The sequence below is a fragment of the Anaeromicropila herbilytica genome (assembly GCF_016591975.1).
In the GTDB taxonomy this organism is placed as follows: domain Bacteria; phylum Bacillota; class Clostridia; order Lachnospirales; family Lachnospiraceae; genus Anaeromicropila; species Anaeromicropila herbilytica.
Window position 1 is genome coordinate 4,192,159 of sequence record NZ_AP024169.1, and the last position, 16,180, is coordinate 4,208,338.

The 16,180-nt window shown below is 32.9% G+C and carries 11 protein-coding genes; all 11 read right to left on the bottom strand.

Going from position 1 to position 16,180, the window contains the following annotated elements:
- Positions 1-7: 7 nt before the first annotated feature.
- The 11 genes from bsdtb5_RS17850 to rfbA all read right to left on the bottom strand — a co-directional run bounded on the left by bsdtb5_RS17850 (position 8) and on the right by rfbA (position 16,056).
- Positions 8-661, bottom strand: coding sequence for a hypothetical protein (locus bsdtb5_RS17850; protein WP_271713316.1), 654 nt, complete (start codon positions 659-661; stop codon positions 8-10).
- A gap of 228 nt (positions 662-889) precedes the next feature.
- Positions 890-1,573 (bottom strand): CpsD/CapB family tyrosine-protein kinase, encoded by a 684-nt coding sequence (locus bsdtb5_RS17855; RefSeq protein ID WP_271713317.1) that lies wholly within the window; start codon positions 1,571-1,573, stop codon positions 890-892.
- A gap of 71 nt (positions 1,574-1,644) precedes the next feature.
- Entirely contained in the window at positions 1,645-2,358 is a 714-nt protein-coding gene (locus tag bsdtb5_RS17860) for a YveK family protein (protein ID WP_271713318.1), read from the bottom strand.
- A 21-nt stretch (positions 2,359-2,379) separates the two neighbouring features.
- Positions 2,380-3,123, bottom strand: coding sequence for a CpsB/CapC family capsule biosynthesis tyrosine phosphatase (locus bsdtb5_RS17865; protein ID WP_271713319.1), 744 nt, complete (start codon positions 3,121-3,123; stop codon positions 2,380-2,382).
- 818 nt (positions 3,124-3,941) lie between these two features.
- Entirely contained in the window at positions 3,942-5,105 is a 1,164-nt protein-coding gene (locus bsdtb5_RS17870) for a YibE/F family protein (protein WP_271713320.1), read from the bottom strand.
- A 136-nt stretch (positions 5,106-5,241) separates the two neighbouring features.
- On the bottom strand, positions 5,242-10,500 hold the full coding sequence (locus bsdtb5_RS17875) for a CehA/McbA family metallohydrolase (RefSeq protein ID WP_271713321.1): 5,259 nt from the start codon (positions 10,498-10,500) through the stop codon (positions 5,242-5,244).
- Between the two features lie 601 nt (positions 10,501-11,101).
- Complete coding sequence (locus tag bsdtb5_RS17880; protein ID WP_271713322.1) at positions 11,102-11,695, bottom strand: VanZ family protein; 594 nt, start codon at positions 11,693-11,695, stop codon at positions 11,102-11,104.
- Between the two features lie 58 nt (positions 11,696-11,753).
- A complete protein-coding gene (gene rfbC / locus bsdtb5_RS17885; RefSeq protein WP_271713323.1) occupies positions 11,754-12,308 on the bottom strand; it encodes a dTDP-4-dehydrorhamnose 3,5-epimerase in 555 nt (184 codons plus the stop codon).
- A gap of 61 nt (positions 12,309-12,369) precedes the next feature.
- Positions 12,370-13,218 (bottom strand): dTDP-4-dehydrorhamnose reductase, encoded by an 849-nt coding sequence (rfbD, locus tag bsdtb5_RS17890; protein ID WP_271713324.1) that lies wholly within the window; start codon positions 13,216-13,218, stop codon positions 12,370-12,372.
- Positions 13,215-14,240 carry a dTDP-glucose 4,6-dehydratase gene (rfbB, locus tag bsdtb5_RS17895; RefSeq protein ID WP_271713325.1) on the bottom strand — a complete coding sequence of 342 codons (1,026 nt, stop codon included), beginning with the start codon at positions 14,238-14,240 and terminating at the stop codon, positions 13,215-13,217. Before rfbB ends, rfbD begins: the two co-directional genes overlap by 4 nt.
- Before the next feature lie 934 nt (positions 14,241-15,174).
- Complete coding sequence (gene rfbA, locus bsdtb5_RS17900; protein WP_271713326.1) at positions 15,175-16,056, bottom strand: glucose-1-phosphate thymidylyltransferase RfbA; 882 nt, start codon at positions 16,054-16,056, stop codon at positions 15,175-15,177.
- Positions 16,057-16,180 lie beyond the last annotated feature (124 nt).

Sequence of the window (16,180 nt, forward strand, 5' to 3'; positions counted from 1 at the left end):
ACACCTACTATTCATAAACACTTGTATTGGTATCCAAAACAACTTTTCTTCGCTGAATACGTATAAAGTAAAATAAATATCCCGCTACAATTCCCATTACTACTTTAAGCATAAAACCATAGTCTAAATTTAGATCGTCCTTTATGGAATAAGTATTATATATGGTATCTCCAGCATTATCTTTTACCATTATTCCTCCACTTACTGGATCATAAGTGAGGTTTAAATGAATTGATTCAAGTCCGCTTTTCACAATGAAATATAGTACTGTCTGATCCTCTCGACTAAGTTTTTCTATACGATTGCTTTTTCGATTTTGTAAGAATACTGTACCATCTTTGAAATATTCCAAAAACTTTCTATAATCTTTCATAGATAGTTTAGTCGAATTGTTACTTATATAACTTTGCAATTTATCAAGGTATTGCTCTGGGACTGCAAAGTATTCCTTTCCAACACGAATTGGTTTCTTTACAATCTGCATCACTTTCGTTGATAATACTTCCTTTGAATTTGCCTCTTTATCGTTAATCGTATCATCAATTAAGTTCATCCTATCAATACTAGCACTACTCTTGCTTACGCTTTGGCATGCTCCTATAACCAGAATAAAAAGTATTGTCATTATAATTAACATTAGATACTTATATTCCTTCTTCATGTGCTCACCCCTTACTATTTAACAAACATTTCAAATCAAGTTTATTCGAGTTAACTGCCTATTATGTTCTTCATAATAATTAACCAGCAAACCATACTTAATTTATCTAAAGGGGGGGTACCAAATGTCTATCAGTCTCATTTTCAATGAGTGTGAAGCACTTTTATTTCACACTAGCTCCCATCTGTCGCCTCTGGAGACGTACAAATCAAGGGTGTGATATACCTTTTATTTCACACTATACTGATTATAGTAATAATTATATTTTGGCTTATTATTATAATCCACTTTATTTAAGATTGCCCCCAATATTTTTACTCCTGTGTTCATTAACTGCTTTTTCACATTCTGTACCGCTTTGTAACTAATGGTTTCACTCTCTATTACAAGAATAACTCCATCACAATTTGGTACGATGACTGCTGTGTCAATCACAGTTCCAAGCGGTGGGGTATCAATGATAACCATATCATACTCTTCTTTTAATTCTGTTATTAATCTTTGTAGGTATTCATTTCCTAATAGTTCAGTAGGATTAGGAGTTAATGGCCCTGAGAAAATAACATCCATATTCTTAACGTTGCTTTCATATATGATCTCTTCTTTCTCTACTTGCCCTGAAAGATAATGTGACAAACCACTAATCTCTTCCTCTGTCTTAATATGGTACCTACCAACTAATACAGATTTTCGCAAATCAGCATCGATTAAAATTACTCTTTTTCCGTCTGCTGCTAATACTCTCGCTAAATTAATCGATGTGGTACTTTTGCCTTCACAAGCTCTGCAACTAGTTAAACATATTACTTTATTATCACCTCCACAGAAGCGTAAATTTGTTCTTAGTGAGTTTAGAGCCTCTCTTGTGCTATAATCCATATCCTCAACTTTTTCAAATGTAGCTTTCAACATATTATCCCGTGCCTTTCTTTTTTGTAAAAAACGTTTTTGATTTGTAGTTTTCGTCCACCTATGTATTTATATTAGAACAAAGCAAATTTTCTTTTGCTCTTTTTCTCTCCCTTTGCTAAAGGAATTTCAGCAAGTGTATTTATTCCAAGATATTTTTCAATATCCTCGGATGTCTTAATGGTATCATCTAAAATATATATTAAAATGATAACAGCAATACTAATTACTGCACCTATCATTACAGCAATTAAGGTAATCTTACTTGTACTTATGTTGACTGGTATACTTGAAACAGTACCTTCTTCAACAATATTAGGTGCATCTGTTTCCATAATCTTGGAAATACGATTACTCGATACCACAGCGAACTCATCTGCAATCTCTTTTGCTAACTTTGGATTCTTATCTTGAATCGTAATATTTAGAATTCTCGTATCCGCTGGATTATCAATTGTAAGCTTAGTAAGCATATCTTGATATTTATATTCTAAGTCAAGATTCTCTATTACTTTTTCTACTACTGGTCTACTCTTAATCAACTGCATATAATCCTTTGTTAGTGAAGATCCTAATTGAATATCTGCGAAAGTTGTTATTGACGTGGATTTGGTTAAAATAAATATTTCTGATGTTGAAGAATAGATTGGAGTAACAAATAACTTGGAATATAAGAATGCCATAAAACCAAATATGGTAATTGTAAAGATTATAATTAAAATTTTCCTTCTAATTAATAAAATAAGTTCCTTTAAGTCTATTTCTATTTCATCATTCTCTTGATTCATAAAAAATTTCCCCCTTTTTCTTTAGTTATCAATATATTCATTCTTCATAAACCTTTCTACATTGCTAACTGTTAATTTTTTTATCTGTGATGAATCTAGTTTTATTTTCAATTGTTCCATACACTCTCTCATACGTGGTGGATGTTCTCTAATATTTCTACAATTCGTTCCTAAAAAGTGTATTCTATTCTCTTTTAATAACCTTAGATTATACGTTACTCTCTTATTAAATCTCCCTCCTATCGTACTTTCACAATCCAACTGTAAATAAGTGCCAAGCTGTATTAATTCGATGCACCTTTCCATTCTATTAAATAAACAGTCATATTGTTCCACATGCGCTAAAACTGGTAAATATCCGCCATCAATAAGTTTTTTCACCCCCTGATAGATTTTCTTGTAAGTTGCTATGGGTTCAAAATCAATCAATACATACGAGGTATCACCAAGTGTATCTGCCTTTTTACTCTTAAGTGTTGCAACAATATTCTCATGATAGTAAATTTCACTTCCTAATAGAAGATATAAATCTGGAAACATATTTCTTGCTTCTTTACACACCATATCATAAGTCTCTTTGATTTTTTTAGTATCATATTCTTTCTCAGGATAATAATATGGTGTTGCTACAATCGTTCGTATTCCCTCCATGTATGCCTTTTTTAGCATGCATTTTGTTTCAACGAGACAAGAAGATCCATAATCTATATTAGGAAGTATATGGGCATTAATATCTAAATATCCTTCGTGTCCATGGTAACTCATATACTCACCACACTCGTCTCATATATTATATGTAATTTTTTTCCATTTAATTATATTTTATATACTCTTTCATTTCAACTTTTTTCATATTCAATAATTTTACTTTAAACTCGCTATTTTCATCATTTTTTACTTGTTTTTACAGCATCTCTTTTTATATTTATACATTTTTTTATATATACTTATGGATATAGGAATATACTGTCGCTCTAAACCAATAAAAATAAGCCCTTTAAAGTGTATGCAATACTTTAAAGGGCCTATTTTTAGGGCTTTTTTCCTATTTTCCTGATTAGAACTTCGCAGTGGGTAAGTTGTTGAATACTTTATCAATTCAGCGGGTAGGTTGTCTAAATTACCATGATTCAAACTTTTACATCTTACGCTCCATTGACTCCTTTGGAAGTTACTAATGTATTATCACTTTGATAAAACAGATATAAAAGTTCAAACTCCTCACTTTGTTCGTCAAACAGTGAACTTTTTATATCTAAATCAAAGTGATAGTACATAAGTAACTTCACAAAGGAGTCAAAGTCACGACGATGTAAAAGTTTGAATCATGGTAATTAATATACTGTTTTGACTGAATTAATAAAGTATATTTTACTTTTCTGAACTGCGAAGTGTGAAGTTTAAATGTAAAAATATATAAAAATTGTATGTAATTATTTATACCTCAAGAATCACCAAGTGAACAACTGATAAAATAAATCAATCAAGCATTTGAATGCCATAATTAAAGAATCAGCTTCAATTTTATGTGCATAAGAATCGTAGGATGCCTTATAATTATGAAAGTATGAAACAGTTACAATTTACTTCATAAATCGCTTTTCAATGTAGGAACTTACATAAGCTACAATAGGTACAGTTAGTACGATTCCTATACTACCAGCAATACTTTTTATAATCTCAATGGCAATTGTATCAGTATTAATTAATTGACTATAAGGAATTCCATAAGAATATATCATAAGCAAAAGATTCAAGGAAGAACCTGTGAAAGCTAGTATGATGGTATTGGTCATGGTTCCCATTGCATCTTTACCAATGTTCATACCAGAGTGGAATAGTTCTAAGACAGTTAGTTTCTTATTCATCTCATGAATCTCATGAATGGAGGAAGCTATGCTAATTGAAATATCCATCACAGCACCAAGTGCAGAGATTAAGATTCCACATACTAATAGATTCTTCACCTTCATACCATGATTACCTGCAATTAATAATAACGTCTCTGCCTCTTCTGTCTGGAAACCTGAGATATGTCCAAGTACTCCAACAAAATATGCAAATAAGCCTGAGATCATAACTCCTGCAATTGTACCTATGGCTGCAGAGGTCGTCTTTACATTAATTCCATCGAGTAGTATAAAGCATACTATGATAATGATTGCAATGAGAATGACACTTGTAGTAATGGCAGGGAATCCTTGAATTAGTAAAGGTAATAGTACTTTAACTACTGCAATTAGGGTAAGGCCTAGACCTAATAAGGACATAAAACCTTTTTTACCACCTATTGCACAAAGAAAGATTATAAATAATAAAATAACTCCATAGAGGATAGGTGTACGGTCATAATTATAGATTGAAAAGTTAGGGCCATCCTTATACATAGTTGCTCTAACGATAATTTTTGTTCCAGATTTTGCATAAACATTAAAGAGCGCACTTAAATAATTTTCAATCGTAACTTCTTTTCCTTTATATTTTCCAGTTGTTACTACTATTCTTAAGGTTTCGGAACCTTTTCTTACTCCTTCTGTTTTGTGATCAACAACAGTGGTATCTTGCATTACTTCTAATACTTTCGCCTTATAATATTTGATATTTTGTTCACTATCTTGCAAAGATTTCTCATTAATTGATAATGATATCATAACTATAATCAGACATGCACTCAGAAATGTCACCAATTTAATCGTAGAAGTCTTTGTCCAATTTTTTAATAGCATATTTTGTTTAAGTTTGTCCATTTTGCTACCTTCTATCTTTCTTACTTTCTTTCATAGCAATAAGGGTGTTGTTATATCTCTAACACCCTTATCTATTGCATTTATTACCTCTTGTAACTTGAATCTAATAATTAACTTGGTCTAATTCTACTTTTTGTTACTTAACAGCAATTTTTGTCTTAAAGCTATGGCTAATTCCATTCACTGTGACAGTCGTTGTAATTGTAACAAAACCAGCTTTTTTCGCAGTTATCTTTCCAGTCTTACTTACGGTAGCAATATCTTTATTGCTAGTTTTATACGTAACTTTGGCCCCTTCTGCTTCGATTGGCAAGGATAGATTTACATTTACAGTTTTCTTAACATGTAAAGTCTTAGACTTAAGTACATTCATCTGCTCAAATAGAGAGGCAGTAATCTTAGTGTCTGCTTTCACTGGTAATACAACATAACTTGAGCAGTGTCTTAAATCAATACTAATATATCCTTGTTGATCAATTGTTTTAGCTACTGAACTACCTTCATCTAGTCTCTTACCATTCTTTAATTTAGAACCAGATTTTGCTTGTTCATTATAGTAATAAATGTATACTTTACTACCTGGTTTCATACCATTTTGGTCACCTACATATACTTTTACCTTTGCAGTATCTGGAAGTATTCCACTATGATTAAACTCAAGAACTACTGCTTGATCTCTGGAATTATCCGATAAATAAGAACGTACAAAATTATCAATATCATTCTCGTCTTTTAACGCCTTTACTTGCATCATAACGTTAACAACAGTTACACCTTTTTTAGAATTATGTAATGTTTTACCATCGAATGACCATGTGAATAGTTCTTTTCCATTTTCATCTTTCATTTCAAATGAAAGATTTTTTCTATTATTCTTAGCGTTATTTATAACTGTTTTATCAATTGTTATATCTTTTATTACTATCTTACTATTCGAAGTAATAGCAGATGGTAACGTAATTGAATAGTCAACTTTAGTAACGTCTTTATCAGCTAATGCATTTACTATAGACTCAGTTGGAGTATGAATGGATACCATAAGTGGTACACTTTCTGTTGTATTATTCGCTGCTTCTGTTAATGCTGTAGTAATAAACTCAGAATTTATAGCAGCAACACCATTCTTGTTTGAATGATTAGATTCATTTACCTCTACTATTGCATTTGCATTTGTCACTTTATCATTACGATCCATTTTAACTTCAGTGCTCACTGTTGTTCCTGTTTTTGAATCTTTTGATACTGTTTTAATAACAGTTCCAATCACTTCTCCAGTTTTCATATCTTTGGATACTTCTTTTGTTGTAGTAACTGTATTTCCATTTGCATCTGTAGTTGTTTTAACTGTTGTAATAATCTTAGTATTTGTAATGGAATCAATCTTTTCTGTGGTAACTCCATTATTCGCTGAACTATCTGAACCACTTGTATTTCCTGCTTGAGCATCACTTGCTAGAATTATCTCTGAACGGTCTCTAACACGAAGTCTAACACCATCTGGGTCATAGGATACTAAACCAACAGCATTGATCTTGTTTCCTACTACTGCAATATCCTCTAGTTTTTTACTATTAGAATCAGAATATAGAACATATCCATCGACAAATACACGTGCCTCTATTCCACTAGCATCTTTTACTTTGATGGTTTCTACTACACCATTCTTTCTAATAACATCCGTAATTGTTCCTGATACTTTTACTAATTTACCACCATTCTTATTATAATCCATGGCTTCTTTCGTAGTCATTACTGTTGGTGCAACTGGATTCTTAGACTTATCTGTAACCGTTGCTGAGATTACTCGAAGTTCCTTATCACCTAAATACTCATCTAGATATCCAACCACTTTTACTTTTTGTCCTACTTCAATTACCCCTTCATTGATAGGGAAAATATTGATACCACCTGTTTTATCCTCAATATAAATTGTATCAAAGAATGCATTTCCTTGAACAGTACCCGCAGTTACCGTTCCTTCTACACAGAAGATATCACCTTTGTTTCCAGAACGTGCCTCTGATATATTTGATACTTTTACTTGCTTTTTATTTGTTTCTAATATATTTTGAATGATATTACGATTTGCATATGGTACATCACTGGCATTATCTAATACTTTAACTTCATAGTCTGACATAAATACAGTACTTGATACAAATACGTTGCTTCCACTAGAAAGTTTTTCTTTTGCTAACATTACTGTATTTCCTGGTTGTACTACTGTTCCATTTAGTGCTACCGTCTCGTCAGGTGCATCTCCAGCTGTCTTACTGTTAATAGAATAGGTTGTATCATAGCCTTTCACTAAACACTGTGTTTGACCTGATTTCACTGAATTCTCATCTACTTTTACAGTACATCCACTATAAGCACTATATTTTTGTTCCTTTGTAATATCGTTAGTAAATTCTGAATCACGATCAATCGCCTCTAAATATAAACGATATGCTTGACCGCCATTATTCTTAGCATCATAAGCTTCATCATTATTTACTCTTGTTGTTGCACCAATTGCTGATAATAGCTTATTTAATTCAGTTGATGTCTGACCATCCGCTGTATCTTGATAATCTGCTGCACCACATACAATTAGTGTACCGCCTTTTTCAGTATATGCTTTCACTAAATTAATAAAGTCATTATCAAAATGTGATATCGAATAAGCTCCAGTATTAGATGTTCCATTTTTCTTCGCTGGTGCTGATATAATTAATAAATTACAAGTATCTAAGATATCTTTTGTTATCTTATCCTTTACGATATTTACCTTTATATTGTCACTTGCAGCTAAAGAACTAAAGTTTATCATGCTACCGCCATAATTTCCCGCTACATAGTCATTATAATGTGTTCCATCAACCACAACATTGGTAACCATACTTGGATCTACGTAATTTAACTTAAGTACATTCTTAAATATTTTCTCAACACCATTTAGCTTTCCTTTTAATGCAACATTAACACTAATCGCTCCTGCTTCATTGTAAGTATAGTTAAAGCTATATGCCTTCTTTGTTAGTGCAGGAATTGTTGTTAATCCTTCTTTGCTTAAATCAACTGTATGTATTACTTTATCCCCTACACTATATTCTATTGACTCTACTTGAAAATCAGAGGATTCATTATTAAATAAATCTGTATTAATATCAACTGCTTCCCCTTTTACAGGTAATACTGCCTTAGTACTTACTTTTGAGATACCTACTGCATCTACTTTTCCAGCCCATACTGGAGCAGTTACAGCAATATTTCCGTCTGGCTCTGTTACTCGAATATAATAATAGGAATAATCTGCTGGTAATTTAAAGTTTACTGTTCCTTCATTAGAGGTTACATTATCTGATGCAACACTTAATCCTCCATTTACAATAACTTCTACTTTACCAACTTCTTTATCTGTTGGGTCTTTTACATCAACTTGAATATTTGCAGTATCTGGAGTAGAATCCAGAATGGTTCCCATAACTTCTCCATTTAAGGTATATTGAATCTCAAGGTCATTATCCTCAGTAGCATATGTTCTCATGTTACGAAGAGCATCATAGATGTTAGACTCCGTTAAACTATCTGCTAAGACAACCGTTCTAGCGGTATTCGCATCACCCCAATATCCTTTATGATTATCTTGATTATTTGTTGGTGATACATGCCATCCTTTATCAAGTGCTCTTGTATAGTATTCATAAGAAGGGAAATATCCTGCACTACCAATTGCGCCTTCTCCATTTCCTACTTCAATTAATGATATTAATTTATCAATATCTGCATCATAATGATCAAAATCACTAAAATCACCAAAAGTAGTACCTGGGTGATTGAATTGACTGATAGATTGTGGTTGAGTCTTTAAAGTCGTATAATAATTATTTAATGCTGTTGAATAAGTACTATATTGTGATTGTGTACGACTTTGGAATCCAGGTGTATCAAAGGTATTCATATGACCAAGTCCATTAGACCAAGTCATCTCATATGCATAGATTCCAACGAAGGTACTATCTGTATATTTTTTAGCTAGATTATGTCCTTCAACCCATTCATTGCTCATGCTTCCATCTGCTATAGAAGCTTTATCTGCATTATCAAGTGAATTAGAATGGTCAGTAACTGCAAGGAAATCAATCTGTTTTGCAGTATTTTTAGCATAATCAAATGCTTGCTCACACGTTCCTGCACCGTCAGAATAATCTGTATGTGAATGGATTTGTCCAAAATAAATATTGTAATTATCACTCTTACGTTCTGTATAATTGAACTTTACTACGTCACTATCTACACATCCAGGTATTACTGCTTTTGCAGAAATAGTTGTTGGAAATGTATCTAGTGTTATCTGATTACTATCATCATATGGCATCCAACTAGCTCCATCATCTGTTGAGTATTGAATACTTGAGCCAGATGCTACACATGATAACTTTATTTTTGCTCCTTTTTTTTGCGCACTGCTTTGTGGATTAGCAGTTACTGTTGTAACCTTAGTGGAATAGTTAAAAGCAGTATAATCACTCTTCTTTCCATCAACCGTAGCATAAGCAATTATATTAAATGATGTTTTTGTATCATTTGCACCTAAACTTGCTAATGTAAATGGGGCTGTATATGAGATAAAGTTTGCTCCACCATCTACTGAATACATGATTGCTGATCCTGAAGCTGCTTTTGACACATCTGCAATTGATGCTGAACTTAATGTAATATCTGTCGTTGCTGGTACAATTGAGTTTGTTGCAAAATTGGATACAACAGGTTGTACTTCATCAATGATTGCTCCAGCTACTCTGGTACCTGAAAGAACGATATTTCCAATATTACTAACACCGCCAGAAGCAACAGTTCCAGTAACCGCATTAGTACTAGTTGTTACCAAACGTATCTGTACATTAGGAACATTAGATATAGAAGAAGGTAGATCAAAGCTTTGTGTAACAGTAAAATCTTTGGTTACTTGATATGTTGCACCTGCAACATCAATCCAATTCGTATTGTCTGTACTATATTGAACTTTAAAATCACGTGGTCCTGTTCCAGATGATCTTGGCATAAAGGATATAGATAAATTTTCGTATCCAGTAGTCGTAAAATCAAACTGCCAATAGGTTCCCACTACATTCCATCCACTAGAAGACATTGTGTCTTTCCCTGTATTTACTTTGTATACAGAATTGGTACTAATTGTATACCCCTTTTCTGTATTTGTGTAAGGTAAAGCTGCTGGTACTACAATAGTATCTGCTACTGGATCTGCAGATGACGCAAATTGAATCTTTGTTACCACTTCCTTTGTTGCTGCTTTTGCAAACTGTGGTGTAGCTAGTGAAAATACTGTGCTAAAAACCATTACTAACGTTAACAGCAGAGACATTTTCTTCTTACTTGCGTGTCCAATCATTTCATAAATCCTCCTATTTTTGCATTTTACTTCAATATATATTAATTGCTTGGCATTTAAGGAGAATTAGCTTTATGTTAATTCTTAGTAAATAATTATGGATTATAAGTCGCGTTACCTGTTATGTACATAATATTTAATTACACCTTTTGCCTTAGCAAGTAATTTTTTTTATTTATGTATCTTTTGCAAAACAATTGAATTATTTTGTTTAACAAGTAACGTCTTAGAAAAATAGAAATTAATTCGATGTGATTCGAAGAATTCAGACACTTTTATAAAACGTTCTAATATGTTAAATTATCCCTACTTATAAGGAATACCAAAAAAAAATATATTCCTGTAATCGGATTCAATTCAGGATTATATCATGTAAATTTCCAATTTGCAATAAATATTTGAAATTGTAGGAAATTTTAGATTAATTTAGAAATTTAGTTTATTATGTAAAATTATATTGTGCTTTTGCTTTCATTTATTAACTGATCAGGATATCAAAATTCTTAGTCTAGTTTACTAAGTGTATATGTCTAAATAACTGAATATAAACTATCTAAATTACCTTGATTGAAAACAAAAGTCATAAAAATAACGATCGAATTTATCGAATTATCTTTATGACTCTATAGATTCCATATCCAATTCCAGCCCCTAATGTGTTCATAATCAGATCATCTAATTGAAAATAACCTCGCTCAGTAATCAATTGTATGATTTCAATCATCATACTACAGAATAATCCAAATATTATTGTATATCGAAAATATCTCATTTTATTTATTACGATTGGTGCCAATATCCCAAGTGGTATAAATAATAGAATGTTCTCAATAACGTAAGAATTCATGCAGGCATTATCCCCTATTGTACCGAATAATATTAGATTCACTTGATCTCTAGAGCCTGCAGGTCTTGATATTACTGTAATATCCAAAACTAGAATTCCATATGCGATACTAAGGAAATTACGTATCGCATATGGAATTCTACTATCTTTTATATTATCTTTTTTTATTGTTGTATTTTTTATTCTTATATTATTATCACTTGTATTCTTTACAATTCTATTTTTGATAGTTGCATGTGTTACACCCAAATAGCACTCCAATATTATGGTTGCAAGGATTCCTCCAAGCAATGCATGAGGAATATAACGAAAGTCACTTATAATATCATTTAAGACGAATTCAAGCATAATAATCTCCATACTGTTACATACACGAAATAAGGTAACCAAATAGTATTCTTATATCCTAGAAACGAAAGGTATCCTTAATTCCAAGCCATTTCTGATCTTTTTCAGATATAATAAGCTTCATATCTTCTGTTATCGGCCAGTCAATGCCGATTGCTTCATCACTCCATAATAGACCACCTTCATCATTTGGATGATAAAAGTCGGTACATTTATAGCAGAATTCTGCTTCATCAGATAGAACCAAGAATCCATGAGCAAACCCTTCTGGAATATAGAATTGCTTCTTGTTCTCTGCGGATAATTCAACACCATACCATTTACCATATGTTTTTGAGGAAGCTCTTAGGTCAACTGCAACGTCAAATACAGCTCCTCTTACTACACGAACTAATTTTCCTTGTGGATATTGCTTTTGAAAATGTAGACCTCTTAATACACCTTTAACTGACATCGACTGATTGTCTTGCACAAATTCCATATTAAGTCCTGCTTCCACAAAATCATTCTTATTATAAGTCTCTACAAAATAACCACGTTCATCTCCAAAAACCGTAGGTTCAATGATATATAATCCTTCAATATCACATGATGTAACTTTAATTTTACCCATTTGTATTTCCTCTTTTCTTACTTGCTTTTAATTATTCTAAGATTGAATTATATGATATTTTTTACTCTTCTATTTCTTTCAAATATCTTTCCACTGCATCTTGCCAAGAAGGAAGTCTCTTAAACCCATTCTCTTCTAACTTATCTTTATTCAATCTACTATTGCTTGGTCTCTTTGCCTTTGAAGCACCATATTCGCTGCTACTTACTGGAGTCACCTTCATCGATGCTCCTGCTTTTTTAAATATCTCGCAGGCAAATTCATACCAACTACAATAGCCTTCATTCGTTGCATGATATTTACCATATTGATCAGTTTCAATCATATCAACTAATAATCTTGCTAAGTCATAAGTAAAGGTTGGAGAACCAACTTGATTATCCACTACCGTAAGGCTATCTCTTGTCTTTGAAAGATTTAGCATCGTCTTAACAAAGTTCTTACCATTCACGCCAAATACCCAAGCGATTCGAACGATAAAATATTTGTCTAGATTATTCTCAACTGCAAGTTCACCTTCGTATTTGGTTTGTCCATAGATATTAATAGGCTCTCTTTCATCGTCAGGAGAGAACGCATTCACACCCTCACCATTAAATACATAATCTGTACTAATATACATCATCTTAATATCAAGCTCTTTGCATACTTTTGCTATATTCTCAGTACCCGTAGCATTTACCTTACGGCAAAGTTCTTCATTATCTTCTGCTGCATCCACTGCGGTATATGCAGCACAATGAATGACTGCTTCAACATTACTTTCCTTAATTACTTTATCAACAGATCCTACATCTGTAATATCCATTTCTTCTATATCAACACCAATTGCCGTGTGGTTACGCTTTGTAAGTTCATTTACCACATCATATCCAAGTTGGCCTTTTACACCTGTCACTAATACTCTCATACTAATCGTTCTCCATACATTTTATCAAAATAATTAGAATATTCACCTGTAAGGATATTCTGCCACCACTCTTTGTTATTTAGATACCATTCAATAGTCATCGCAATACCAGTATCAAAATTATATTGTGGTTTCCATCCTAATTCATCCTCTAATTTCTTAGGATCAATCGCATAACGCATATCATGCCCTGGACGGTCTGTTACATAACGGATTAGACTTTCTGGCTTATCAAGTGCTTTTAAGATTGTCTGAACTACTTCAAGATTGGTTCTCTCGTTATGTCCACCGACATTATATACTTCTCCCACTCTACCTTTGTGAATGATAAGGTCAATTGCTTCACAGTGGTCAGATACATGAAGCCAGTCACGAATATTTTCCCCTTTTCCGTACACTGGTAACTCTTCGTTTGCTAAAGCACGACTAATCATAAGTGGAATTAGTTTTTCTGGGAAATGATATGGTCCATAATTATTAGAACATCTTGATATCGTTACAGGAAGTCCAAATGTTCTATGGTAAGCTAGTACAAATAAATCAGCACTTGCCTTAGAGCTACTATATGGGCTAGAGGTATGAAGTGGAGTCTCTTCTGTGAAGAATAGATCAGGCCTGTCTAAAGGAAGATCTCCATATACTTCATCGGTCGATACTTGATGGTATCTCTTTACATTATATGCTTTGGAAGCATCTAATAGAACTTGGGTACCCATTACATTGGTCTGTACAAAAAGTCCTGGATCTGTAATTGAGCGGTCTACGTGACTTTCTGCTGCAAAGTTCACTACGATATCAAATTGTTCTTTCTCAAACAAGTCCATGATAAATGGACGATCTGCGATATCTCCCTTTACAAATTTATAATTTGGTTTATCTTCTACTGGTTTAAGTGTTTCAAGGTTACCTGCATAAGTTAATAGATCTAGGTTTACGATTTGGTAATCTGGATATTTATTTACCATATGATGTACGAAGTTGCCTCCGATGAAGCCTGCGCCGCCGGTTACTAATATTTTCATTGTTTTGTCCTCCTTGGGGGTTTTTGTTGTATCAACTTGGCTAATCGGTTGGTTGTGGAGGTAGATAAATCAGCCTTTGGGGCATCACCTGAATCCTAGTGGACTTGGTGCCTTAATCAGACTTCGATTTCTGATTTGGAATCTCCTAATGGAGTTGTGATCTGGTATGACAGATGCCAAAAACTCGAACTCCTCCCTCTGGTCGTCAAACAGCGAGCTTTTTGTCATCTATACCATATCGCAACTCCATAAGGAGATTCTCAAATAAGAAATAAGGCGTCTGATTAAGGCACCAAGTCCACTAGGATATGCTACGTTATGGAGGGCTGATTTATCTTACCTTGCTACGTTACCGATTATTGATTGATTCATTATATTAAATTAATTATTAAATAATTGATTACTTGATGATTCATATTTTATATCATTAATATTTTTATAACTTATATTTTATATTTTTTTGGTTAACTAAAAATAGTAAGAAGATATAAATATAGTAGAAAAAAGATTTGCTTTATCAAATTTTTGTTGAGCATTTGCTCACAAAGTTTATATAAACAGTTTTCTATTGCCTACTTCACCATTACAGCTACTTCGCAGTCAAAAACGTAACCTATACTTGATAAATTCAGTCCCGCAGTATATTAATTACCATGATTCAAACTTTGACATTGTCGTGACTTTGACGAGTTTGTGAAGTTACTTATGTTTTATAACTTTGATTTAGATATAAAAAGTTCACTGTTTGACGAACGAAGTGAGGAGTTTGGACTTTTTATATCTGTTTTATCAAAGTAATAAAACATTAGTAACTTCCAAACAAGGAAATGGAACGTAAGATGTCAAAGTTTGAATCATGGTAATTTAGATAACCTACCACTGAATTTATCAAGTATTCAACGAACTTCTTTTACTGCGAAGTATCGTAACCGCCCTATTTATCAATGTACTTACCATCCATGACATCTTTTAGGTAAGCACCATATTGATTCTTTTTCATAACTTCATAGACTTTCATCATCTGATCATTTGTAATCCAGTGATTATTGTAGGCGATTTCTTCTAAGCAGGCTATTTTACGATGTTGATGCGTCTCTACGGTTCTTACGAAGTTGGTTGCATCTACTAAGGAATCGTGAGTTCCAGTGTCTAGCCAGGTGAAACCTTGTCCTAATAGTTCTACATCTAGTTCATTCTTATCTAGATAGATACGGTTGAGATCGGTGATCTCTAATTCTCCTCTTGCGGAAGGGGTTAGATTTTTCGCATATTCTACTACACGATTGTCATAGAAATATAGGCCAGTTACGCAATAATTACTCTTTGGTTTCTCTGGTTTTTCTTCAATGGAGATGGCTTTTCCATTGGAATCGAATTCTACAATACCGAATCTTTCTGGATCATCAACATAATATCCAAATACAGTTGCACCTACTTTCTTATTAGCTGCTGCAAGTAGTCGTTTCTTTAGACCATGACCGTGGAAGATATTGTCTCCTAGAATCATTGCTACGTTATCATTACCAATGAACTCTTCTCCTATCACAAATGCTTGTGCCAAGCCATCAGGTGATGGTTGTACTGCATACTGTAGATGGATTCCAAATTGTTGACCATCTCCTAATAATGCTTCAAATCTTGGTGTATCATTTGGTGTTGAGATGATTAGGATGTCCCTGATTCCTGCATCCATTAACACGGATAACGGATAGTATATCATCGGTTTATCATAGATTGGTAATAATTGCTTTGACGTTACCATCGTTAATGGATATAGTCTTGTACCGGAACCTCCGGCTAGTATGATACCTTTCATTGTAATCCTCCCTAATTAATTTATTCATTTTGCTCTTATTGTTTATTCTTTATCTTGTGATTGGTTTATTATATTTCTAGTCTTTATTCTTTCCTTAATCTATACTTTCTTTACTCTATAGTTC